Annotated in this window: 19 protein-coding genes; 1 reads left to right on the top strand and 18 read right to left on the bottom strand. The window is 33.7% G+C overall.

From position 1 onward, the window contains the following. Positions 1 to 31: 31 nt before the first annotated feature. From GWR14_RS09320 to GWR14_RS09330, 3 genes are read right to left on the bottom strand one after another with little or no spacing between them, the layout of a single operon-like run. Complete coding sequence (locus GWR14_RS09320; protein WP_163408764.1) at positions 32 to 1,297, bottom strand: ABC transporter permease; 1,266 nt, start codon at positions 1,295 to 1,297, stop codon at positions 32 to 34. A 2-nt stretch (positions 1,298 to 1,299) separates the two neighbouring features. Then, positions 1,300 to 2,544, bottom strand: coding sequence for an ABC transporter permease (locus tag GWR14_RS09325; protein ID WP_163408765.1), 1,245 nt, complete (start codon positions 2,542 to 2,544; stop codon positions 1,300 to 1,302). Continuing rightward, positions 2,537 to 3,238, bottom strand: a complete 702-nt coding sequence (locus tag GWR14_RS09330) for an ABC transporter ATP-binding protein (RefSeq protein WP_163408766.1) — start codon at positions 3,236 to 3,238, stop codon at positions 2,537 to 2,539. Before GWR14_RS09330 ends, GWR14_RS09325 begins: the two co-directional genes overlap by 8 nt. Before the next feature lie 175 nt (positions 3,239 to 3,413). On the opposite strand from GWR14_RS09330, the gene GWR14_RS09335 reads away from it, so the two are divergent. Further along, positions 3,414 to 4,820 carry a DUF4403 family protein gene (locus GWR14_RS09335; protein WP_163408767.1) on the top strand — a complete coding sequence of 469 codons (1,407 nt, stop codon included), beginning with the start codon at positions 3,414 to 3,416 and terminating at the stop codon, positions 4,818 to 4,820. Between the two features lie 16 nt (positions 4,821 to 4,836). Here the strand turns inward: GWR14_RS09335 and GWR14_RS24115 are convergent, their stop codons facing one another. The 15 genes from GWR14_RS24115 to GWR14_RS09410 all read right to left on the bottom strand — a co-directional run bounded on the left by GWR14_RS24115 (position 4,837) and on the right by GWR14_RS09410 (position 24,138). Continuing rightward, entirely contained in the window at positions 4,837 to 4,995 is a 159-nt protein-coding gene (locus tag GWR14_RS24115; RefSeq protein ID WP_394367936.1) for a hypothetical protein, read from the bottom strand. A 133-nt stretch (positions 4,996 to 5,128) separates the two neighbouring features. After that, entirely contained in the window at positions 5,129 to 5,668 is a 540-nt protein-coding gene (locus tag GWR14_RS09345) for a DUF420 domain-containing protein (protein ID WP_163408769.1), read from the bottom strand. Positions 5,669 to 5,672: 4 nt separating this feature from the next. Then, the gene (locus tag GWR14_RS09350) at positions 5,673 to 6,362 is read right to left on the bottom strand and encodes an SCO family protein (protein WP_163408770.1); all 690 of its coding nucleotides are present in this window, start codon (positions 6,360 to 6,362) and stop codon (positions 5,673 to 5,675) included. A gap of 10 nt (positions 6,363 to 6,372) precedes the next feature. Further along, positions 6,373 to 7,014, bottom strand: a complete 642-nt coding sequence (locus GWR14_RS09355) for a hypothetical protein (protein ID WP_163408771.1) — start codon at positions 7,012 to 7,014, stop codon at positions 6,373 to 6,375. 78 nt (positions 7,015 to 7,092) lie between these two features. Then, positions 7,093 to 7,443 carry a cytochrome C oxidase subunit IV family protein gene (locus GWR14_RS09360; protein ID WP_163408772.1) on the bottom strand — a complete coding sequence of 117 codons (351 nt, stop codon included), beginning with the start codon at positions 7,441 to 7,443 and terminating at the stop codon, positions 7,093 to 7,095. An 18-nt stretch (positions 7,444 to 7,461) separates the two neighbouring features. Further along, on the bottom strand, positions 7,462 to 8,457 hold the full coding sequence (locus GWR14_RS09365) for a cytochrome c oxidase subunit 3 (RefSeq protein ID WP_163408773.1): 996 nt from the start codon (positions 8,455 to 8,457) through the stop codon (positions 7,462 to 7,464). A gap of 42 nt (positions 8,458 to 8,499) precedes the next feature. After that, complete coding sequence (locus GWR14_RS09370) at positions 8,500 to 9,087, bottom strand: cytochrome c oxidase subunit 3 (RefSeq protein ID WP_163408774.1); 588 nt, start codon at positions 9,085 to 9,087, stop codon at positions 8,500 to 8,502. Between the two features lie 2 nt (positions 9,088 to 9,089). Continuing rightward, positions 9,090 to 9,992, bottom strand: coding sequence for a heme o synthase (gene cyoE, locus GWR14_RS09375; protein ID WP_163408775.1), 903 nt, complete (start codon positions 9,990 to 9,992; stop codon positions 9,090 to 9,092). 155 nt (positions 9,993 to 10,147) lie between these two features. After that, a complete protein-coding gene (locus GWR14_RS09380; protein ID WP_246236309.1) occupies positions 10,148 to 12,289 on the bottom strand; it encodes an energy transducer TonB in 2,142 nt (713 codons plus the stop codon). Continuing rightward, entirely contained in the window at positions 12,289 to 13,032 is a 744-nt protein-coding gene (gene deoC / locus GWR14_RS09385; RefSeq protein WP_163408776.1) for a deoxyribose-phosphate aldolase, read from the bottom strand. Before deoC ends, GWR14_RS09380 begins: the two co-directional genes overlap by 1 nt. An 84-nt stretch (positions 13,033 to 13,116) precedes the next feature. Continuing rightward, positions 13,117 to 13,500, bottom strand: a complete 384-nt coding sequence (locus GWR14_RS09390; protein WP_163408777.1) for a VanZ family protein — start codon at positions 13,498 to 13,500, stop codon at positions 13,117 to 13,119. Beyond that, positions 13,493 to 13,873: a glycine cleavage system protein GcvH gene (gene gcvH / locus GWR14_RS09395; RefSeq protein ID WP_163408778.1), complete on the bottom strand. Its 381-nt coding sequence runs from the start codon at positions 13,871 to 13,873 to the stop codon at positions 13,493 to 13,495. The genes GWR14_RS09390 and gcvH overlap by 8 nt, the downstream gene beginning before the upstream one ends. A gap of 85 nt (positions 13,874 to 13,958) precedes the next feature. Continuing rightward, a complete protein-coding gene (gene sov / locus GWR14_RS09400; protein ID WP_163408779.1) occupies positions 13,959 to 21,176 on the bottom strand; it encodes a T9SS outer membrane translocon Sov/SprA in 7,218 nt (2,405 codons plus the stop codon). Between the two features lie 25 nt (positions 21,177 to 21,201). Further along, entirely contained in the window at positions 21,202 to 21,783 is a 582-nt protein-coding gene (gene ruvA, locus GWR14_RS09405; RefSeq protein WP_163408780.1) for a Holliday junction branch migration protein RuvA, read from the bottom strand. Positions 21,784 to 21,846: 63 nt separating this feature from the next. After that, entirely contained in the window at positions 21,847 to 24,138 is a 2,292-nt protein-coding gene (locus GWR14_RS09410) for an NADP-dependent malic enzyme (RefSeq protein ID WP_163408781.1), read from the bottom strand. Between the last annotated feature and the right edge of the window lie 42 nt (positions 24,139 to 24,180).

The following is a 24,180-nucleotide window of genomic DNA, read 5'->3' on the forward strand; positions in this document are numbered from 1 at the left end:
TTATTAATTCGATTATATTTTGATTGATAATTTATTCTGTTCTCAAAGCATCTACAGGTTTTACATTGATTGCTGTTTGTGCCGGTATAAATCCTGCCAATAATCCTGAACCAATGAGAATTAATAAAGCAACAAATACGACCCTTAAATCTACACTTGGATTTGCAAACATGGTATTACTATTTGGAGGCATTGAATCTAAAAACATGTTTAAAAGCGCAATAAGACCTGTCGCTACAGCAATTCCTAACATTCCTGAAATGATTGTTAAAAATATAGATTCTGATAAAATCTGTCCTCTGATAGCTCCGGGAGTAGCTCCTAAAGCTCTGCGAATTCCTATTTCTTTAGTACGCTCTTTAACCACAATGAGCATGATATTTGATATCCCAATTACACCGGAAATCAGAACCAAAGTTCCTACAAAATACGCAATGATTTTTAAAATATTAAACAGACTTTGCACTTTATTATACTGTTCGTATAAATCAAAGTTCCCTACTGCACGATCGTCTTTTGGATTTACCGAGTGAAGCGCTTTTATTTTTTCTAAAATCTTTGGTTTTAAATCTGTAATAGATGTTCCGTCTTTTGCTGTAAGTGCCATCCATCCTACTTTATCTCCGTAATTAAAAGCCTGCTGAAAAGTGGTAAAAGGAATAAAAATATTTTTTTGCTCCTGTTCCGCATTACCCCCTTGCTGTTTTGATTTATAAACCCCAACAACCATAAAATTAATTCCGTTGATTTTCACATAAGTCCCAACAGCCTCTTCTTCTTTTCCATAAAGTTCTGCAATAACGCCTTTACCTATTACAGCTACTTTTCTTCTTTCGAGAATATCCTGCTGATTTACAAAACGACCTTTTATGATATCCATTGGCTGTTGCTTAATCAGTTCAGGATAATCTCCATAAATCGTAAATGCTGAAGTTTTTGTACCACGGACAACATTATTTGTTCCGTTAAAATCTCCTAACTGATTCCTTGGTGAAACATATAATAAATCCGGAAAAGCCTCTCTTAAAGAAGCAACATCACTATTTCTAAAATCATAGCGACGCACTTTTGGAAGACCTTTATAGGCTTTTGATGTTGTTTGACTCCACATAAACATGGTATTTGTCGCTATTCCGTCAAACCCTTTTTTCACACCATTTTCAAGTCCGTTTCCTGCTGCAAGTAATATTACCAAAATAAATATTCCCCAAAATACCCCAAATGCAGTTAGAACTGTTCTGAAAACATTAGCTGTTAAAGCCTGCAAAATCTCATCCCAATTATCTTTACTAAACATAATTATTCGTCTCTAAGTGCTACAATAGGTTTTATTTTGGCAGCTCTGTATGCCGGAAAAAAACCAGCCATTGCACCTGCAAATACAAGTAAAACAAGTGTTGTTAAGGCCACACTTAAATCTACTTCGGGATTTCTGAAATATTCGCTTTGAACCATTGGTCCAACAAATTCTAACAATAAAAGGCTTGCCAATAAACCCACAAAACCTGCAATCGTGGTTATAAAAATAGATTCATGAAGAATCATAGAAATAATAGAAAACGGTGATGCTCCCAATGCTTTTCTAATTCCAATTTCTTTCGTTCTTTCTTTTACAACGATGAGCATAATATTACTTACCCCAACAACTCCTGCGATAATAGTACAAATACCAACCCACCAAAAAAATAGTCTGATAAAAAGATTCAAATCATAAAATTGTTTTGCTTCTTCCACAGAATTATAAACTCCTATGGCACTTTCATCATTAGGAGCAATGATATTTTTGCTTTTCAACAGCTTCTTTATATCGTCTGTAAATTTTTTAGATTGTGCTAAAGCTTCTTCATAATTATCTTTTTTATTCAGGACAAACTGCATTCCTGTTATTTTATCACCAGCTCCATAAGCACGCTGATTGGTTGACATTGGCATATAAACTCTGGATTCTTCACGTTCTCCTGAAGGATCTGTAAAAACTCCAATTACCTTAAAATTTATAGCATTAACTAAAATCTCTTTCCCTATCGGATCTTCCTCTTTAAATAAATCCTGTTTAACTTTCATACCAATAGCAGCAACCTTTTCATTATTTTTTACATCATTACTATTGATAAAACGGCCATTGACAATAGTGGCATTTTCAAGATACAAATAATCAGGACTTACTCCTCTAAACTGATAATTGCCGGATTCTTTTCCATAACTTATTATTCCTCCCCAAGTATTTCGAACAGATGTCTTTTTATCAATCTCGTTATCAAATTTTTTTGTAGAAATTTCATAATCACTGTTTCTTAACTGAATTTCTCTTCCCGGATTTAAACCTTTATATTCCTTTGTTGTTTTTTCAGACCAGACTTCAATAATTCCTTTGGCATCATTCTCGAATTGCTTTTCAATTCCGTTTTGAAGTCCTTTACCAGCTCCCAGTAAAATCACTAAAATAAAAATCCCGGAAGCAACAGAAAGTCCAGTAAGAAATGTTCTTAACTTATTTTTCGAAATTGCTTCAAATATTTCCTGCCAACGCTCAATATTAAACATACGCTGAAGCTCTAACTTGTTCTATTTTTTTATCATCAATGATCAATCCGTCTTTCAGGACTACATTTCTTTTGCACATTGCAGCAATATCAGGTTCGTGGGTAACAATCAAAATAGTTTTCCCTTCATCATTAATTCCCTGAATAAGTTCCATAACTTCATACGAAGTTTTTGTATCTAAAGCTCCTGTTGGCTCGTCTGCCAGTAAAACTTTTGGATTAGATGCTAAAGCCCTTGCAATGGCAACACGCTGTTTTTGCCCTCCTGAAAGCTCATTTGGCAAGTGATGCGAATGCGATCCAAGGCCTACTTTCTCAAGATATTTCATAGCAATATCGTAACGTTCTTTTCTTTTAACACCTTGATAATACAAAGGCATTGCAACATTATCCAACGCCGTTTTATAATTTATTAAATTGAAAGACTGAAAAACAAATCCCAAAAATTTATTTCGATATCTTGAAGCAATTGTTTCGTTAAGTTTTTTAATCGGAGTTTTATCCAGGATATAACTACCTGAATCTGCTTCGTCCAGAATTCCTAAAATATTAAGAAGTGTTGATTTTCCGGAACCAGAAGATCCCATTATGGCAACCAGCTCACCTTCTTCTATATTAAAATTTATTCCTTTTAATACATGTAATTCTGAACTTCCCATTTTATAAGACTTATGCAAATCTCTGATTTCAATCATAATACCGCTGAATTTTAAGACAATAATAACATTTTAATTACGCATTTTATGGTAATAAAAAGTTAATAAATTTTATCTGACTTTTAGAATAAGACTACATTCTTAACTAATTGTTACACTTTTATCAAAGAATATATTTGTTTTCTTACTTTTGCCTCACCAAAAAACCTACAAGATGAAACTTTTTTCCTTTTCAGTTCTTTTTATAACTTTAACATTATTGATCGGCTGTTCTACTTCTCAAAAACTGGCCACATTAAAACCTGAACCAGACGATGCAAGTCCGTTAATTTATGATAGCAATCTGTCTTTTATTAATTTACCCATCACAGTAAAATTAAAAGATATTGAAAATCAAACCAACACTCTTTTAAACGGATTGATTTACGAAGATAATAATATTGAGGATGACGACATCGAAATAAAAATCTGGAAACAGGCTCCAATCAAAATTCAAAACGATCCGGCAAATGCAGATAAAAAGATAAAAACCATCTTACCTTTAAAAGCAAACATCAGATACAGAATTGGCACAAAAAAGTTAGGAGTCGAACTTTTCGACACACGTGAATTCAATTTGAATGGTGTAATTACATTATCCAGTGAAGTTACTTTAACCAACTGGAAACTCAACACAAAAACAGAATTCAAATCTCTTGACTGGAACGAAAGTCCAACAATGACCGTTTTTGGTAAAAACATGCCCATCACTTATTTAGTAAATCCTGCGATTTCTATTTTCAAATCAAAAATTGAAAAAAGCATCGATGAAGCAATTGAAAAATCAATGGATTTTAAACCAAATATCTTAACGGCTTTAGAAAAAATCTGCACGCCTTTGAAAATGAATGAAACTTATGAAAGCTGGCTGCGAATTGTTCCTGTAGAAGTATATTCGACTAATGCAAAACTCAAAAACGATTTGTTTTTACTGAATATGGGAATGAAATGTAATATGGAAACTTTGATCGGTAAACAACCTGAATCTAAGTTTAATGCTTCTAAAATTATTTTGAAACCAATAGCTAAAATTCCAAATCAAATTACGACTAACATTGCTGCAATATCAAGTTATGTTGATGCTTCAAAAATTATGACTAAAAATTTTGCAGGTCAGGAGTTTGGATCCGGAAGCAAGAAAGTTACCGTAAAAAATGTTGAGATTTGGCATAAAGACGGAAAAATGGTGATTGCCCTTGATGTTTTAGGATCTGTAAACGGAACCATTTATTTAAACGGATTTCCTCAATATAACCCACAGACCAAAGAAATTTATTTCGACAAACTGGATTATGTTTTAGATACAAAAAGCAAATTAATGCGAACCGCAAACTGGCTGGCTCAAGGCTATATCCTGAAAAAATTAGAAGAAAACTGCCGATATTCCATACAACCTAATTTAGAAGAAGGCAAAAAAAATATAGCCGCTTATCTTAAAAACTACTCCCCTATGCCAGGAGTATTTATTAATGGAAAAATGGAAGACATACAGTTTGATAAAATACAATTAACCAATCAGGCTATTATTGCATTTATCAAAATAAACGGAACTGTAAATGTTTCTGTTGATGGATTAAAATAAAAAAAAAGACCGAAATTTATTCGGTCTTTTTGCTTTTTGACTGGTACATCTTATATATTAAAACTCCAATTATAGCCACAAGCAAATACGGAATTACCATTAAATAAACAATTCCATCATTGACAGCTTCTGCTTTTTTTATGTTTGATTCTCCTGAAAGAGCAGCACGACACATCGCACACTGAGCGTTTGTATTGAGAGAAAAGAATATAGAGAAAAGAATATAGAAATATCTCGTTGAGAACAAACACTCTCCTAGGCTTCTATTTTCTAATCTATTCTCTTTATTCTTTATTCTATTTTCTATTTTACACATAATAAGGAGAAATCATTAAATAAACCACAACACCTGTTACGGCAACATATAACCAAAGCGGAAATGTAATTTTAGCAATCTTTCTATGCTTGTCAAATCGTTTTGCTAAAGCCCTAACATAAGTAATTAAAACCAAAGGAATAATAGCAATTGACAATAGTATGTGAGTAATCAAAATAAAGAAATAGATTAACTTAACAACTCCTTCTCCTCCAAATTTTGTTGAATCAGCTGTCATATGATACGCCACATACATTACTAAAAATGCCACTGACAATGCAATCGCAGTCGTCATTAAACGTTCATGCGCTTTCTGATTTCCTTTTTTAATTGCAATAACTGCCAAAACTAAAACTACAGCTGTAATACCATTTATCGTTGCATATATTGGAGGCAGAAACGAAAGCGGTTCTACATTATATCCAAAATCTTTAAGCTTTACACCAAACAAAATAGCGACTACAACCGGAATTACAATTGAAACAGCAATAATAAATTTATTGTATTTTTTTTCTAATGAATGATCTTCCATTTTTTTATTCTTCTAATAATATTTTAATATCCTGCTGAATATCCCTTACTCCTTTTTTTTCCAGTCCGTCATAATATAAAATCGGATTTCCGAATTCATCTTTTCTACAACGAATGTTTCCTTCTTTATCAATTAACGCAAATAATCCTGAATGCTCAAAACCACCGTTTACTTTTGCATTTTCTCCGGCATAAAGATTAAACCCTTTATTTGATAAATCCATAATAGTTGCTTTATCACCAGTTAAAAAATTCCAGTTTGATGATTTAACGCCTAATAATTTTCTATGATCTTTTAAAACTTGCGGTGTATCATGGACAGGATCAATTGTAATTGAAGCAATTCCGAAATTTGGATTTCCAAAAAATGTCTTTTCAATTTCCAGCATACTCATGTTCATCTTTGGACAAATTGAAGGACAGGTAGTAAAGAAAAATTCCAAAACATAAACTTTACCTTTGTATGTTTCATTTGAAATCTTAACATTATCCTGATTGGTTAACTCAAATTTAGGAGCTTTTCCAATCGTTAGTAACTTTTCATCTGCATTAGAAGTTTTTGCACCTACGTTGTCTAAACGATTCCCTTTTACAACATCTCCATTTTTGATTCTGTCAACAATTTTAGGCACAGCATAAATTCCGAAGATTAAAATAATAAACGAAATTCCGATATATGATTTGTTTTTAAACATTTCAGTTTATTTAAAGTTGTTTAGTGGCATTATGATTCTTTTTAAGAGCTGCGCGGTATTCATACAAAATAATTTTAAAATCATCCAGCATCTCATTACTCAATTCAGACGGATGAAACGTATTATAACCTTCTTTGTACTCTTTACCGTCTTTTCTTCCTCTTAAATTTCTTTCTTTATCAACGATAAAAACATTTGAAGTCCCTAAGTTTTTATCTAACTTCCCTTTTAAATGCAATTGATCATAAAAATTCTGAATTTCTTCATTCGAAGCAAAAACAAAATTCCAATTTTTCACATCTGTAAAAGGAGATAAAGCATCTACAATTTTCTGAGCTTCTTTTTCGGTTCCAAACGGGCATAAAACTACAAACTGAAGATCTTCGAAACCATTATAACGTTTGTAAATTTTTTCGTTTAAATTAAAATAATTCCCCCTGTTATTTAAAATATCAGAACCTGCAAAACCAAGAACGGTTATCTTTTTATCCAGTAAAACTTTTTTACCGCTTAAAGATTCCCAATTTCCAAAGTCACTAATTTTTGGTGTAATTACGGGCAATGTTGTAAAACTATTTACGCCGGAAGCAAAAAACAAATAGGCTACAATTGGCAAAACAAAAAGTACAAAAAGAACTATATTTTTTTTCATTGTAAGTGCGGAAATTATTGAGGTACAAAAATAAAAAAAGCTCCGTTAAACGGAGCTTCTTTTCGAATTAATATCATGTTAAAAATTCCATTTAATAGTAGAATCTTTAAAAACCCCATAAATATAATGTCCTTCAGTTAAGAGAATAAACAATAAATATAAAACCAGGAAAATAACAGGGGAAACAACAGACCATCTAAGGCTGCTTTTTTCACCTTCCATGTGCATAAATGCCCATACTATATAATATGCTTTGTATAATGTAAGGATATAAAATATCCAGTTCAACAAATTCAAACCTACAAAATGATTACCTTCTAAAACTGCCGGTTTGTAGATACCAAGGATAACCTCTACTGTAGTTACTGCTGATAGTAATGCAAAAACAAACCAGATTCTTTTTGTATTTGATACGTGCTCGTGTGACATAATAATTAAAATCTAAAATTAAACTAAGTAGAAAACTGTAAATACGAATACCCAAACTAAATCGACAAAGTGCCAGTATAAACCAACTTTCTCTACCATTTCGTAGCTTCTTCTTTTCTCGTAAGTTCCTAACAACACATTAAAAAAGATAATGATGTTAATGATAACTCCAGAAAACACGTGGAATCCGTGGAATCCAGTGATGAAGAAGAAGAAATCAGCAAATAATTTACTTCCGTATTCATTTCTAGTTAGGTTTGCTCCTTCAACTACATATTTTGCAGTCGCTAAACGAGTTTCAGATTCTGCTCTGGTCAAAACTTTTTTACTCTTTTTTCCATTTTCAATAAGAATCTGTTCTGTCCTGATTAATAATTCAGGATGTGCTTTAAAACCAGCCTGAACTTCAGCAACTGTGTATGAAGCTTGCGTTTCAGCATCTTCCATAAACCAGGTTGAATGGCTTCTTGTCAAAGCTTCTCTTTGTTCTGGTAATTTAACAGCAAACTTTTCAAGTGCTACTCTTTCACCTTTTGCATCAACAAACTGCAATAAACTTCCACCTGCTGTTTCAACTGCTCCATATTCTCCTTTAATAAAGTTTTTCCACTCCCAAGCCTGAGAACCAACGAAAATTAAACCTCCAATAATTGTTAAGAACATATAGATTGCAACTTTTGTTTTTTTCAATTGATGACCGGCATCAACAGCCAAAACCATAGTTACAGATGAGAAAATCAAAATAAAAGTCATTAAGGCTACATAATACATAGGAGCCGAAACACCATGTAAAAATGGAAAGTGAGTAAACACTTCGTCAGCCAAAGGCCAGGTTTCAATAAATTTAAATCTTGAAAAACCATAAGCAGCAAGAAATCCAGAGAATGTTAAGGCATCTGATACGATAAAAAACCACATCATCATTTTACCATAACTTGCTCCTAATGGCTGGATGTCATCTCCGCCTCCCCATGTTTTTTCGTTGTTATTTGCAGTAGTAACTGTCGCTTCCATAAAAGATATTCGTTAAAAAGTTCCCAAATTTACGTTTTTTTCTTATTTAAAGAAATATAAAAACAAAAATAATAATACCCACAAAAGGTCTAAAAAGTGCCAATACATTGCACCTAGTTCTATTCCAAGAGTTTGAGTTGAATTGTATTTTTGTTTAAAATGATTATAAATTATAATTAAAAGTGAAATTAACCCTCCTACCAGGTGCAATAAGTGCATAACCGCGATTACATAAAGGAAAGTTGTAGTAATTGAACTACCCTGCCCTGTCATATAATAACCGCTTTCAATAATTTGTCCGAATCCAACAAATTGTAAAATCACAAACAGAACCCCAAGAACTAATGTCCCTAAAAGAAAAGCAGTAGTAGCATTTCTGTTTCCATTTGAAATCGCTCTTTTAGCCAAATAAAAAGTAACACTACAACCAATGATTACTGCTGTACTAAAAAAGAATGCACTTGGTATTTGAAAGTTCTGCAACCAGTCTGCTCTTGATTTACTCACTACAAATGCACTCGTAAGTCCGGCAAACATCATAGTCATACTTACCATTGCGAATAACAAAATCAATTTTGCCGATTTTGATTTTCTCACTTGTTCTTCACTTATTTTCATTGTCATTTCCATAACTATCTTAAAAATTTGTCTACTATAAACACTATTTGCAATAACGAAATATACGAAACACTTACCAGCATTAAGGTTCTAGCTGATTTTGCAGTTCTTAACTGATATAAACGAACAGCATAAAACAACATCCAGAGTCCTAATAAAAAAACCAAAACTGCGGCGATTGGTGTAAGAAACAATTGTCCCGTATATCCTAATACCGGCAATAGAGAAGCGATAATCAGCCAAACTGTATATAAAATGACCTGCAAAGCTGTTCCTTTATCTTTTTTTCCGGTAGGAAGCATAAAAATTCCGGCCTTTTCATAATCTTCATATAAAAACCATCCGATTGCCCAAAAATGAGGAAACTGCCAAAAAAACTGAATCAAAAACAAAGTACCAGCTTCTATCCCGAACTCTCCTGTTGCCGCAACCCATCCTAACATAAACGGAATCGCCCCTGGAAAAGCTCCCACAAAAACAGATAATGAGGTTACCGTTTTTAGAGGTGTATAAATACTCGTATATAAAAATATTGAGATTGCCGCAAACATCGCAGACTTTGCATTAATAGTATACAGTAAAGTAATTCCTGTAATCGTAAGTAAACTTGCCACCAATAAAGCTACTTTGGGAGACATGCGCCCTGAAGGAACAGGACGGTTTTTAGTACGATCCATTAAAGAATCAATGTCTTTTTCTATTACCTGATTAAAAGCATTTGAAGCTCCAACCATACAATAACCTCCAATCATCAAAACAGCCAAAATGCTCCATTGAAAAGGGTTTTCATTATTTACACCTAACAAATACCCTGCAATAGAAGAAAACAAAACACTGATAGCCAAACCAGCCTTGGTAATCTCTTTGAAATCCAGAAATATTGATTTAAGTGAAATTGTATTTTTAGTAGCGTTCAATACGGTAATTGTTTGTCTATTTTTTTGAGTGGTGCAAATGTACAAATTAGATTATAGAATTCTGACCTATAAAATTAGATTTTTTCAATAAAACCTTTGCAAAATAAGGACTTGTCAATCTTTAACACAATTATCTTGAAAAATCTTATTAAATATTAGTAATCAAAATACCAATTAAAGACATCAGAACGTAGTCCTATTGTAAACCAGGTTGTACTTTGCTTAAAAACAGTTGCCGTATTCTGCATAGGGTCAAAATTCCTATAGATAAAGCTTCCGTAAAGTTTCAGATTTGTCATGGGATTTATTAAGTATCCACCCTGAATATCTGCAATAAAAATATTTGTTTTGTTTCCCTGTCCCACTTTTACACCAGTATCATAAGGACGATTTTCTTCATAACTTTTATAGATATTCCCTCCGTAATTAAAAGAATCTTCTGCTGTATCAAAATCAAAACCTCTTTTTCCGACAGTAATTTTCGCATCAGCAAAAAGACGCCCTTTGTGATAACGACCAATAGCAACTAACTCCTCAAAATTACCTCCCCACTGATGGCCTAAACTTTGATTATTATGTGCGTAATTTGTAATAGCAGCACTATGTGAATAAACATAAGGACGTACATGATTGTATTCCAGTTGCAACAACAAATCTTTAATCTTAAATGCATTAAAATATTTAGCCCCTAACTGATATCCAATTTTATTTTTCCAGCTATTATCCCCCGCCTTTACATCTCCAAATGAAAACTCATCTATCAATAATTGCCCATATAAATTAACATTATCATTCCATTTATATTTAGATGTAATTCCTAAAAGAGCATTTCCACTTTTAGAAGACGAAGCAAACTCAACAGAACGGTAAAATATAATAGGATTAACGAAATTTACATCAAAACCTCTGTTATTTGTATCTGTCCAGACCACTGATTCAAAAAAACCTAAATTCAGTTTGTTAGAAACATTCCAGCTCAAATAATGATTTGCCATATATTTTGATGCATATGTTTTGTCAACTGTAACCTCAGGACGAACATCTTTAAGCCACATGTAAGTGTTTGTATATTTTATTTTCCAAAAAGTAGTATTTATTTTAAAATATGGATATGGACTGGCTCCATCACTTTCCAGTAATGAACGGTATCCATCACCAATAAAATTTCTTCCATAGCCTAATTGAAAATCAAAAATCTTACTTGGTGTATAGGTTATGTTAGCTTCCGCCAAAGGAAAATCGTATGAGTCAGTTTTAAATTGTTTTGCAATTCCCATACCCGGTATAATAGCCGGATTTCCTCCTGAAGGTTTTAAAGAATTCGCATAATCATTAAAATAGCCTGCAAATCTTCCCTGGCTTTCAAAAATAGTGGTTGTAAAATTAATTTGTTTTCCTAAACCTCCTCTAAAATTTATAGCCCGCGTATTTACATAAGTATACGATGCATCAAGATCTGAAGCTTTACCCATTTGTAAATCAACTATTGGATTTAAAGATAACCAATAGTCTTCTCCCTGAATCTGAACCATATTTTCATTCCACCATTTTCTTCCCAGCCAGGTTGAAGTCTTTTTTTGAAGTGATTCATTTACCGCTTTTAAATTATAATATTTTGAAACTTCTGCATAAGTATATGGTTTTGAAGCGGTATGATTGTTGCTTCCCACCTGATTCATAGCACCATCAAACTGTGCATAATAGCTATGAGAAAAAGGAATATTTAAATGACTCTCGAATTCAGGATTATTGTATTTTTTATATACGATACTATCCAGTTCTGTCATTGGTTTTTCTGTAGGCTTTATAATTTCTGCCGCAGCCAGAGTTTCAGCAGCAATCTGCTCAGAACTCTTTAACGGTATATCAATTGAAATGGTATATTTAGAATATGTTGCAACACCGTTATAGGTTGAAGGTTTTATATTAGGAAATTTTTCAAAAACACGTTTTGCTTCTTTTACCAAATCATCATTTGTTGCATTTACATATATTACCTTAAAAATACCGTTTGCATCTACTTCAAACAGAACCTTAACTTCTCCTTTGTAATTTGTCTGTTTTAAATTTTCAGGTACTCCAAAATTTTGAAACACAAAATCCTGAACTTCTTTATAAAAACAGTTTTCCAAGCTTTTAGACTCCAAATTTTCGCAATTAGGAAAAACCGGAAAGCGCTCGGCAGTAAAACCGGGCTTAACTGAAGATTTGTTTGTTTCCTGAGAAAAAACAGAAAGAGACAATAACGTAAAACAGAAAGTTATAAAACTTTTATTCAAATTTTTTTTGATTTTCATTAGTATTGATTTGTGGTATTTTCTCCATTTGCAATTGCTTTTGCAGATGAAGTTCCGATTCGTTTAACCCCTAAACGAATCATTTCTATTGCCTCTTCGTACGATTTAACACCTCCGGAAGCTTTAACCGGCAATGGAGAAGCATTTTCCAGCATCATAATTATTGAAGGAATAGTAGCCCCATTCGGCAAACCATTCTGAGCTTTATAAAATCCGGTTGATGATTTCACAAAAACCGATGTATAATCCTCTTCTTTAAAATTTGAAACAACAATATTTTTTATTAACGCCGAAAGCTGAATAATTTCTTTTTCGTTTAAGGCTGCAGCTTCAATAATCCATTTTACTGTTTTATTGTTTGCCAGCCCTATTTGTGTTGCTATTAAAATCTCCTGTTTTATTAATTCTGTCTCTCCGTTTTTGAAGGCTTCATAATTACAAACAAAATCCAGATCATCTACTCCGTTGGCTATTGCTTCATTTGCTTCCTTGATTTTTATTTTCAAATCTGATTTACCTTCCGGAAAATCTATAACAGTACCAACCAAAAGATTCGAATTTTCCTTTAAAATCATTTCTTTAGCCAAAGTAACATATTCCGGACGAATCATAATCAGCTTAAAACCTTCATTAATAGCTTCGGTGATTACTTTTTTAACCACAACTTCGTTTTCTGTTTCAGAAAGACCAGCCTGAGAAGCAGTTTTTAAGTAAGTGGAATCTAAATATTGTTTAATATTCATGACCTTAAGATTACCTGGAATAACGGCAAAAATACATTTTAAATTCAGAAAATAAAAAAACCCACCGAAGCGGGAATTTATATTTTATATTCTGTCGATTTGCTTTTTAAAAGCTATCGCCGTAAATACAGCTGCTGTAGCTCCTATTGCATTGCCTAAAATATCTGCAACATCTGATGCTCTTGTTTTGGTAAAAATACCCTGAAGTATTTCTATCGTAATTCCAAAAAAAACTGAAAATATAAACGAAATAAGATAGGCTTTATAATCATCCGTTGTCTTTCCTTTGAGCTCTTTTTTGAAAAACAAAATCCATGAAATTGTAAACCCAAAATGAAAACAGAAATGTACTATCTTATCAATACTGGGAAAACTGACTGCTGGAATATTACTTGAGTCTGTGAGACAAAGATAGGTTATTATCCCTGTGCAAATTATAGCCCACAATAAAAGCAGTTGTTTAGGCACCTATCAATTGTTTGTATGCTTCGTCTGATAACAATGAATCAATTTCAGAAGCGTTAGCAATTTTAACCTTAATCATCCATCCGGCTCCATAAGGATCAGAATTCACAGCTTCAGGAGTACTTTCCAGTTCTTCATTAAAAGCAATAATTTCTCCAGATAAAGGCAGGAATAAATCAGAAACTGTTTTTACAGCCTCAACCGTACCGAAAACTTCGTCTTTTTCAAGTGTCTGATCTAAAGTTTCTACTTCAACATACACGATATCTCCCAACTCTTTTTGAGCAAAATGAGTAATTCCTACTGTTGCAACATCTCCATCGATGCTAACCCATTCGTGATCTTTTGTGTACTTTAAATTTGCTGGTATGCTCATAATACTATTTGTAAAATTTGATAATTTAATTTTGATGCAACAAATGTAACAATCTTATAACAAAATTTAGTTTATAATCACAAAATTAATTTCCAAAATTATATCGGAGTGTAAATCCTGAACGAATATTTGTTAACGGAAATGACGTTGAAATTACTGCTTTCGAAAACGAATGATCGTAATAGAATATTGCTGTAAGATTCTTGCTGAAAGCATAATCGGCAGTAAGTTTTAACGCCCAGATGTTTTGTCCAGCTGCCAGCTGATTATTATCATAATCCAGATAACGAACCAAAGTCTGATTATTTCTATATGAAAAATCAGCTTTGATATTAATGTCGCTCTTTATAATCCCGGTCGGATTATCAGCCAAAGTCGATGAAAAAATCACATCCTTAAAACGATATCCTAAACCAACAACATATTCAACACCTTTTACTTCCGTCAATAAATTATTGTCAAAACTCATAGATAAAGCCCTGTCTTTTTTAACTTCGGTAAGTACTCTCAGCGAACCTTTCAATTCAAAATCCACGCGAAGCAAAGGACTAAACTGTTCTACCAGATTGACATTGGACATAATAGTTTTATTAAAGAAATTGCCATTTACATCAGTACCATCCGGATTTTCGTTATAATCGAAATTAGATCTGAACTGATTAATTGTATAAGAAGCCCTATAATTATGCTGCAAAGAAAAACGTTTAAACCTGTCTTTAAAATATTTATAACGCATCAGTCCATTGTATTTAACACTCCAGTTTGGAAGAGGAAAATTTCTAAAAATACCTGTCGAAACATCAGAAGCATTGCTTCCTGAATAAGCTGCCAGAAATGCTGGTAATAAAACAGCCTGATTACTTTTTCCAAAACCTATCGGATATCCTTTATTGGATTCATATATTTTATAATTTGGATCTGTTTCAGGAACTGTATTATTGGTATCTCCATATCTCGGTATTGTATTACCTGCTCCATAATATTCTTCAGCCAGACGATTTGCAATCGTTAAACGATTTTCTCTAAAATCGTCAAATGCAGCAGACTGATTCACATCACTTGTAGAAAAAGCCGTTTTGATTAATACTGTTGAAATGGAGAACATTCCATATACATATGGAGATAGTGGAAGATATTCTCCTGTAGCCTGATCAACACTATATTGCTCAGATGAATTTTCAGAATGAGATCTGTCCATGGTCAAATCCACTTTGAAATCAGGGAACAAATCAAGATTAGCCGTAACCTTTAATAATTTAGTATTTACCTGTGTAAAGTTTTGATTGAAATTCTGATAACTTGTCAGCCACCCATTTTTAGCCGATTCATAGCGCACATCATCCTGACTTCCGAAAATAAACCCTAAAGTCGGTTTTGAAGTTCCTAAAAATCCGATACCCGGTGTATATCCCGGTAAAACAGTTCCGCTATTTTCGGTATAATTTATCTGAACATTTTTTACACTTGTCAAAACTCCAATCAAACCATCATAAAAAGGACTTCTGGCTGCAGCCGGCTTATTGGTATTTACTATTTTTTCCCCTGGCTTTGGCGGTGCAGTTGGTTTTGGTTTTGCTGTCTTTGCTCCTGGAGTTAATCCCAAATACTTGTACAGCATTGTCATGTTTAAAGTAGTACTTAACGTATTAGAATTTGCATTCTGAATTGTATTTCCTAAATTATATGTTGTAGTTGTTCCATCCGGATTTTCCTCAACATACTGTGATAATGCTGTTGAAGAACGTTGCCAGTTATAATCTGCCGTGTATGAATAATTTGCTTTTACAAAACTAAAAATTGGCAATTTATAAATTGGAATATCATAATTCAAAACCAATTGCTGTGTATGTTGATTAGGTGTTCCTATATCAAAATAATCATCCCAGATATTAAAATCTTCTTTTGGGGTACTATCGTCGTTCAGATAATTTTTAACAATATTATTTGAAGATGCAGTATAGTTTAACTTTAAAGATTTAGTAAGGTTAAATCCAAATCCGTATTGGTAATTGTATGCAAAATTTCTTCTGTACAAAGCATCCAGACCAATTCCCTGAACATCTTCAACCTGTCTGAATTGCTGACGATTGCTTTGTCTTATAATATTAGTGTTGAATGAAATATTAGACGGCAGATAATTAAAATTGAAATCACTTAACAATTTCCAGTACTCACTTTTTTTCATGAATTTAGTCTGCTTGAAAGGCACTACTTCTTTTGGCTGAAACGTATAAGCATAGTTTACGGACGAATTTGACAATTCGTCTTCATAATCTTCAATTTCATAATCATGACGTTCCACCTGATTGTACGATTGAGAAAATGTAAAATTTTCTACATCGTAAACATGAGCTTTTTGCTCAGGTGCCCTGTCTTTTCTTACACCAATAAAATTGATACTTTTACGCTTTGTATAATCTATAGCCCTGTTTTTGATATTGTCTTTTTGCGCCTGATCTGTAGTTTCATTCAACAATTGTTCCAGCTTAATATCCTGATTAAAAGGGTCATATTCCGGCGTAATTATCTCTTCTCCAACCGCATAATTAAACGGCAAATTAATACCCCATTTAGGAGGCAACAGTTTTCCCAAATTTAAATTTGTAACAATATTATACTGTTGAATATCTTCACGGTCTCTTTCGTTTGCTCCTTCTTCAATAGACCCAAAACCAATGGTACTTTTTCTACCTGTTGCTGAAACAGTAGCAAAATCAGCCATATTGGTGTCAATGTTTAATATGGCAGCCATACCGCCCTTATTATCCATATCAGACAGACGAAGTTCGTTAAACCAAACTTCTCCTTTTATTCTTCTATCAACAGTATTACCATTTTTGATACCTACCATTAAATTTCGAACCATACCAAAGTTTGGATTCCCCTTAATACCTAAAACTAATTTACTATCTCCATCACCTCCTGAAACATCAGGATCATTATCTGGGTAATAAATTCCGTTAATATCCCTCTTAGGAGAGTTAACACTAACATTCATACCCTTAATTTTCATTTTAGTCAATAACGAAAGTGCTAAATCCATTTCATTTGCTTCTGGCCAAACCAGATCAGGACTTATATTACACCCTCCTCCTGTCACAGTAACTTTTAATGGAATTTCGATCTGATAGAAGTTTTCAGTAAAATCATTTCCAAAACGAAGAAATGCCACCATCTCATTATCTGAAACAGCTGCTTCTCCTTCCAGAGATTCAGCATGAAGAAACATTTTCAGTTTTTTATACTGACGCATATCAATACTCACATTTTTGAAAGCCGCTCTTGCATCCTGTTGTTCTAATCCGTTTCCTGAAACACGCAGTGCCAAAGATTGTTCGTTTTGATTAATTACAGTATTATTGTTATACAACTGCTCTCTTTGAACATTTGGAGGCATAACATAATTCACTGGACATTTTGTACTGTTTTCCTGGATATTAACAGCCTGAACATCGAACTCAGTACCATCATTAGTTGGATCTGTATCTGCTGCATCAAGCGTATTATCATATCTTCTCCACTCACCCCTCACCAAATCCAATGATCCAAAACGCATTGTAACCTGATCATTAAATCCAGTCATAAACATTCTCATAAATCGAATAGACCTGAAATCAGAAATATTTCCAATTTTATTTTGAGGCTGGGCAACAGGTATTTTAAACTGAATCCATCGGGCTGTAGTAGACCCTCCATTAGGCAATTCAACATTATTTACTACTTTGATATCAGTAATATAATTTTGTCCAATAGCCATGTCCGGTTTCATATCAATGCTATATTCATAATAAGCATTGATAGTGTTCATGGTATTATCCCGATTGATATCTTCAACATCCGGCAAAGTTGTTGATCCTCTGTTGGCATCATTTATATCAACAGCTGAGTTTCCTTCGACACCATTATATTTTTTATAACGATCAAGAACACCTCCGTCTGTATTCAGAAAATAAGTATAATCATCTGCCGCAGGATCAGACTCTCCTGCATAATTGGTATAAATCGCTGCTTCTTTCGCATTTGACAAACCGTCTAAACCGACATCCTGGTTGGCTCTGTTTCCTGCATTATTGTCAAAAGCATAAATTAAGGATTGCGAAGCCGGAACATCACCCCAAATTGGCTGAGGCGTTACCATCACCTGATCAGATCCTAATCCGTTTTCATATTGTTTTCTTCCGTCTTTTAAAATATCTTCAGAAACTTCCCCTAAATTGAAATATATTTTTCCAACATTTGAAAGTTCAGCAGAAGCATTTCCAACATAAGGATCCAGTACCCAAAACTGAATATACTCTACATTGCTTTGCTCAAAATTAGTCGAATTCAGAGAACGCATAATTCCTCCAAAATTAGCATTTGCCGGATTTGTACCAAAATCAGGATTATTGTTATAAGGCCCTCTTTCAGAAGGAAAATAAGTCAAATCGAGGGTATTGATTACTTGCAACTGTCCTTGGGCTATATCTGTATTTGGATATAATTCTTTACTATAAATTCTTCTGGTGGTATTTAAAGACAAATCGTCATTTGATATTCCGGATGGTTTTTGGGTATAAAAAATCGGATCTATAGAATACCATGCGAGTTTAGCTCTTTTATAACCATATTTTAAATCGTCAAAATGCGCATTAAATGTAGGATCGCCTTCTGCATTAATAAATGGTGTTGAAGCCAGACTCCAGGCATAAGCAGAGCGCATATCTATTGTTGTTTGAGAACCTTCGAAATCATCTACATATATTGTTGCTTCTCCTTCAAAATCACTTGCTTTTGGCGCATCCGGTTTTAAAAAGGCAACTTCTCCTCTTATCGAAAGATTAGAAGGCACATCTGTATCAATGTTTGGCAACTTATTAACCAGTCTTGTAAAAAACGGAATTTCAGTTGAATAGTTTCCATTAAATCCAAAAATCGTATTATTTACTGACTCCTGACCGTAACTTGATTTTTGGGTAAACGGTCTTTCGGTCATTTTTAAATAAGTACCACCAATTAAAAATTTATCAGATATTTTATGTTCTATATTGAATCCCATAAATCTTCTGGTCTGCTGACCAAAAACTGAATTGTTTTCCAGAGAAACTTCTATAGGAGTATTAGATGCCTGCAAAGAAGGATCTAAAATCTGAACCCTTCCTAACTGATAATCCACACTATAATCAATACCTTCAACCAAAACCCTTCCTCCGGCAGTAACAACAACAGAACCTTGAGGAACATTAAAAGCGCCAATAGGAATTCCGTCATTACCTGATGATTTATATTTCCCTCTTAATAAAAATTTATTTTTATCACTATCCTGCAAAGCTCCAGACTGAGTTGATTTATACATACTCCTGAACACATATTTCTTTTGATTCGGATTGTATGTAGACGGATCATTATAAGACTCACCCAGACTTGTTTTTAATTTTTCAAAGATACGTTCTCCAAAAGGCTCTTTCCTTGTAAAAATAATTCTTCCGTTTTGGGCGTCAACTGTAATGCCTTGCACATAATCAAAGAAACCGTCTCCTCCTGCTTGCGGGTCGTTATTATAATTTAAACGATCTACATCAAAGACGTTTAATAAAGGAGTATCAGCAACTTTCATATCTGAAGTTGGGTTTGAAGGAAAAGACGAACCTTCAACCGGAGTAATATAATTTATTGGAGAAGGATCTGTATAAAGAATGTTAAACCTAAAATCATCTTGTTTTATCTGATAAGCTCCAGGAATTTGATAAATATTTTTCATCATCAAATTCCAAACCGGATTATTAACATTCGTTAAACTGCTTTTCAGCATTTTCAAAATCAAACTTTGTGTCACAACTGCCTGGCCTGTACTTCCGGTGCCTCCTGTAACTACGGTTGCATCAACTCCGTCACTACCAAACTCCCCTACCTGATATACCTGTCCCCCAACGGTATATTCATACGCCACAGCCAAAATTTCATCATTAGCCAGACGCTGCTGTAAGGAGATATATCCCAACTGAGGATTAAAAGTATATTCAGTAGTAGTTAATTTCCTGGCATTTTCAAGTATTGAATAATCGGTCCCTTCACTCACATTTCCGTTTACAAATCCTGATTTTGCAGTAACAATCTCTCTAATCTTAGAATTTAAAGCACCTCCCTTATCAATCAAATCAATATCATATTGGTTGTTGCTGTTATCAGTAGGCGAGTCGGCTGGCTTATTAAAAAAACCAGTTGAAGGATTAACAACTACAACTTCTGAATCTGACATTCCTGTAAGCTGACTTTCCCCTAAATCCTGAAGCGCAACAACATTACGTAAGTTATTACTTGTCGTACTAACACGATTTTGCTTATTTGTTACCCAAATTTCTAATCTTGTAATTTGTACGCGGCTATCAATCAAAGGATAATTCTTTAACGAAGCATCATACCTGTCTCTAAAATATTGCGATAAAAAGAAGTGTCTGTCACTATCATAATCCAAGGCATATAAATCAAAATTTTGAACAGTTCCGCCACCTTCAGCTACTACGCTTTTGGTTTGTGATTTTTGTTCTGAGAAAACTCCCGTAAAAGTGGTTTTTCCAAACTGAAGCTGGGTTTTAACACCAAATAAACTTTGTGCTCCACGAATTAAAGTACTGTTTAAAGGCATACTCACGTTACCTACTTCTACTTTCTGAACAATATCATCTTCTGTAGGAGTGTACGCAAGTTTGAAAAGATTTTGAAAAGCAAATGTAGACTGAGTATCATAATTGGCATTCACTTCTAATCTGGTACCTACCTTACCCATTAAACTCATACTTATTCTCTGATCAAAGTCAAAAGTCAGACTTGATCTGTTTCTTGGAGAAAAGGAGGGATTATCCTGCTTGCTATAACGTAAACCTAAATCCATCTCAACAGAACCTGTAGGTTTTACATCAATTGTATTGCTTCCGAAAATAGACTCAAAAAAACTTGAATTTACATAATATCTTGGTAACAGATTTTTTTTAGCTTCTTCACTTCCCGCTTTTTTACCATCAACAGCGTTCATTTTTTGTCTAAAATAGTCTCTTCTGGATTCTTTTAGAAGCAAGTCCTCGTATTCCTTAGGTGTTAAAACCAAAGGATAATCAATAGAAAAACCATCTACTGATTTTGTATAGATATATCGGTCTTTAACTGGATCGTATTTATATCCTGAAAGTACACTCGGGGGATTCTGCAATTCTAATTTCCCGACAGAAAACCCTGTTTTGGTCGTATCCTGAGTTGTTGGATCTACTTGGGCGTGCAAAGCATTACCACAAAATAAAACCAGTAAAAAAAGTAAAATTTTACGCATACAATTCAGGTATATTTAATAGTAATTACAAAGCTTTTAAAGCCTTTTTGATAATAGTTTCTACAGTAGCCTCAGGATCCTCTTTTACAATTCTCTCCACTACTTTTTCCGAAGCTTTTCTAACAAAACCTAAAACCTCTAAAGCTGATAACGCTTCATCTCGATTTGTATTGTTTTGAACAATAGAAACTTCATCTAAATCGTATAATTTTAAGACTTTTTCTTTCAAATCCAATATTACTCTTTGGGCTGTTTTATTTCCAATCCCCTTAATAGACTGAATAACACCTACATCTCCCGAAGCAATGGCGTTTATAATTTGCTTTGGTTCGATAGAGGAAAGCATTGTTCTGGCAATATTAGCTCCAATACCCGAAACTGATATCAGCATCCTGAATATTTCCCTTTCGGATTTTTCGACAAAGCCATATAAAGTATGGGCATCTTCCTTAATCAAAAGATGTGTATACAATTTTATAAAATCAGTATCAGGAATTAATGAAAAAGTATGTAAAGAGATATTGACCTGATATCCAACTCCTGCACAATCAATAATTACCTCTGTTGGATTTTTCTCAACTAATTTTCCTTGCAAATGTGCTATCATAATGTTTTTTGTGGTGCCAAATATAACAAAATTAAGACAATATTAACAACCGTATAAACCCTGTTATTTTCTCAGTTTATTTTTTCTCAATTCTTTTTCCTGAGCATCAATAACCGCAATTGCGGCCATATTGACCATCTCCTCAACACTTGCACCCAATTGAAATATATGAACTGGCTTACCCATTCCCATCATAATTGGTCCGATAGAATTAACTTTATACAATTCTTTTAATAGTTTATATGTAATATTTGCTGCCTCTAAGTTAGGAAATACGAGTGTATTTACTTTTTTTCCTGCTAATTTAGAAAAAGGAAATTTCTCCTGAAGCATCTCTGGATTCAAAGCAAAATCGGCCTGAATTTCACCATCAACAATCATATCCGGATGGTTTTTATGCAAATATGCGACAGCTTCTCTTACTTTAGAAGCATTTTGATGTATTGATGAGCCAAAATTTGAATACGAAACCATTGCAATAACTGGCTCAATACCAAACATTTTAGCCGTTTTAGCAGTCATAATCGCAATATTGACTAAATCTTCAGCAGATGGATTAATGTTTATTGCTGTATCAGCCAAAAACATTGGTCCCCTTGCTGTAAGCATCATATTGGTAGTTGCAACAAGGGATGCCCCCTGTGCTTTTTCAATTAACTGCATCATCGGTTTTACAACACTAGGATAACTTCTCGAATACCCCGTAACTAACCCGTCTGCTTCTCCTTCATTAACCATCATTGCCGCAAAATAATTTCTTTCACGCATAAATCGCTGAGCATCCAGCAATGAGACTCCTCTCCTTTCTCTTGTCTCCCAATATGAATTTGCAAATTTGTTACGTCTGGCTTCTTCTCCATTTGTTTTAGGGTCAATGATTTCAACATCAGCATCAAAACCTAACTCTTTCTTGAGTTCTAAAATGATTTCTTTATTCCCTAATAGAATTGGAAAACCAATACCCTCTTCATGTACAATTTGAGCCGCTTTTAAAACATTTAAATGTTCTGCTTCAGCAAAAACAATTCTTTTTGGATCTATTTTGGCTCGGTTTGTTATCAAACGCACCATTTTATTATCATTCCCTAAACGTTCCAACAATTTTTCTTCATAAGCAGACCAGTCGGTAATCGGGTTTTTAGCAACTCCTGATTCCATAGCTGCTTTTGCAACAGCAGGTGCTACAACAGCAATCAGCCTTGGATCAAATGGTTTAGGAATAATATATTCACGGCCAAAACCTAATTTTGTTGCACCGTAAGCTACGTTAACCTGTTCCGGAACAGATTGTTTTGCTAATGAAGCCAGTGCTTTTACAGCCGCCATTTTCATCGCTTCATTAATTTTTGTTGCCCTAACATCTAAAGCTCCTCTAAAAATATAAGGAAAACCTAAAACATTATTTACCTGATTAGGAAAATCTGAACGACCTGTAGCCATAATAACATCCTTACGGGTTTCTACCGCTAAATTATAATCTATTTCAGGATTTGGATTTGCCATCGCAAACACAATAGGGTTTTCAGCCATTGACAACAGCATTTGAGGAGATAAAATATTTCCTGATGATAATCCTATAAAAACATCGGCATCTTTTACAGCTTCTGCCAGATCAATTTTAGCCCCATCGATGGCATACTTCAATTGCAATTCTGAAAGTGAAGGATTATCTTTTGTCAAAAGTCCTTTACTATTGAACATTAAAACATTTTCTACTTTAACACCCAATAAAACATATAAATCCGTACAAGCTATCGCAGCTGATCCGGCTCCGGAAACTACAACTTTTACATCTTCTGCTTTTTTGCCTGCTAATTCTAATGCATTAATTAAAGCTGCCGAAGAAATAATAGCTGTACCATGCTGATCATCGTGCATTACCGGGATATCCAACTCTTCTATCAGTCGTCTTTCTATTTCAAAAGATTCTGGGGCTTTAATATCTTCAAGATTAATTCCTCCAAAAGTTGGAGCGATATTTTTTACGGTCTGAATAAATTCTTCAACATCCTTTGTTCCTATTTCAATATCAAAAACATCAATATCCGAGAAAATTTTAAACAGTAATCCTTTCCCTTCCATTACCGGTTTTCCTGCTTCCGGTCCTATATCTCCTAAGCCTAAAACAGCTGTTCCATTTGAAATTACGGCTACTAAATTTCCTTTTGCGGTATATTTATAAACGTCTTCAATGTTTGCAGCGATTTCTAAACATGGTTCTGCAACTCCAGGCGAATAAGCCAAAGACAAGTCTCTTTGAGTTGCATATTTTTTAGTTGGAACTACCTGTATTTTTCCTGGAGTCGGTTCTGCATGATACAATAACGCTTCTCTTCTTTTAGTGTCTTTATTCATTCCTTTTCACTTTAATTGTGTCTTACAAAGATATAAGACTTG

Origin of the sequence: Flavobacterium ajazii (assembly GCF_010614725.1) — a bacterium.
Lineage (GTDB): Bacteria > Bacteroidota > Bacteroidia > Flavobacteriales > Flavobacteriaceae > Flavobacterium > Flavobacterium ajazii.

Bases quoted from the DNA above. Each gene is read 5' to 3' on its own strand.
- GWR14_RS09320 (WP_163408764.1), bottom strand. From the start codon at position 1,297: ATGTTTAGTAAAGATAATTGGGATGAGATTTTGCAGGCTTTAACAGCT.
- GWR14_RS09325 (WP_163408765.1), bottom strand. From the start codon at position 2,544: ATGTTTAATATTGAGCGTTGGCAGGAAATATTTGAAGCAATTTCGAAA.
- GWR14_RS09330 (WP_163408766.1), bottom strand. From the start codon at position 3,238: ATGATTGAAATCAGAGATTTGCATAAGTCTTATAAAATGGGAAGTTCA.
- GWR14_RS09335 (WP_163408767.1), top strand. From the start codon at position 3,414: ATGAAACTTTTTTCCTTTTCAGTTCTTTTTATAACTTTAACATTATTG.
- GWR14_RS24115 (WP_394367936.1), bottom strand. From the start codon at position 4,995: ATGTGTCGTGCTGCTCTTTCAGGAGAATCAAACATAAAAAAAGCAGAA.
- GWR14_RS09345 (WP_163408769.1), bottom strand. From the start codon at position 5,668: ATGGAAGATCATTCATTAGAAAAAAAATACAATAAATTTATTATTGCT.
- GWR14_RS09350 (WP_163408770.1), bottom strand. From the start codon at position 6,362: ATGTTTAAAAACAAATCATATATCGGAATTTCGTTTATTATTTTAATC.
- GWR14_RS09355 (WP_163408771.1), bottom strand. From the start codon at position 7,014: ATGAAAAAAAATATAGTTCTTTTTGTACTTTTTGTTTTGCCAATTGTA.
- GWR14_RS09360 (WP_163408772.1), bottom strand. From the start codon at position 7,443: ATGTCACACGAGCACGTATCAAATACAAAAAGAATCTGGTTTGTTTTT.
- GWR14_RS09365 (WP_163408773.1), bottom strand. From the start codon at position 8,457: ATGGAAGCGACAGTTACTACTGCAAATAACAACGAAAAAACATGGGGA.
- GWR14_RS09370 (WP_163408774.1), bottom strand. From the start codon at position 9,087: ATGGAAATGACAATGAAAATAAGTGAAGAACAAGTGAGAAAATCAAAA.
- GWR14_RS09380 (WP_246236309.1), bottom strand. From the start codon at position 12,289: ATGAAAATCAAAAAAAATTTGAATAAAAGTTTTATAACTTTCTGTTTT.
- deoC (WP_163408776.1), bottom strand. From the start codon at position 13,032: ATGAATATTAAACAATATTTAGATTCCACTTACTTAAAAACTGCTTCT.
- gcvH (WP_163408778.1), bottom strand. From the start codon at position 13,873: ATGAGCATACCAGCAAATTTAAAGTACACAAAAGATCACGAATGGGTT.
- sov (WP_163408779.1), bottom strand. From the start codon at position 21,176: ATGCGTAAAATTTTACTTTTTTTACTGGTTTTATTTTGTGGTAATGCT.
- ruvA (WP_163408780.1), bottom strand. From the start codon at position 21,783: ATGATAGCACATTTGCAAGGAAAATTAGTTGAGAAAAATCCAACAGAG.
- GWR14_RS09410 (WP_163408781.1), bottom strand. From the start codon at position 24,138: ATGAATAAAGACACTAAAAGAAGAGAAGCGTTATTGTATCATGCAGAA.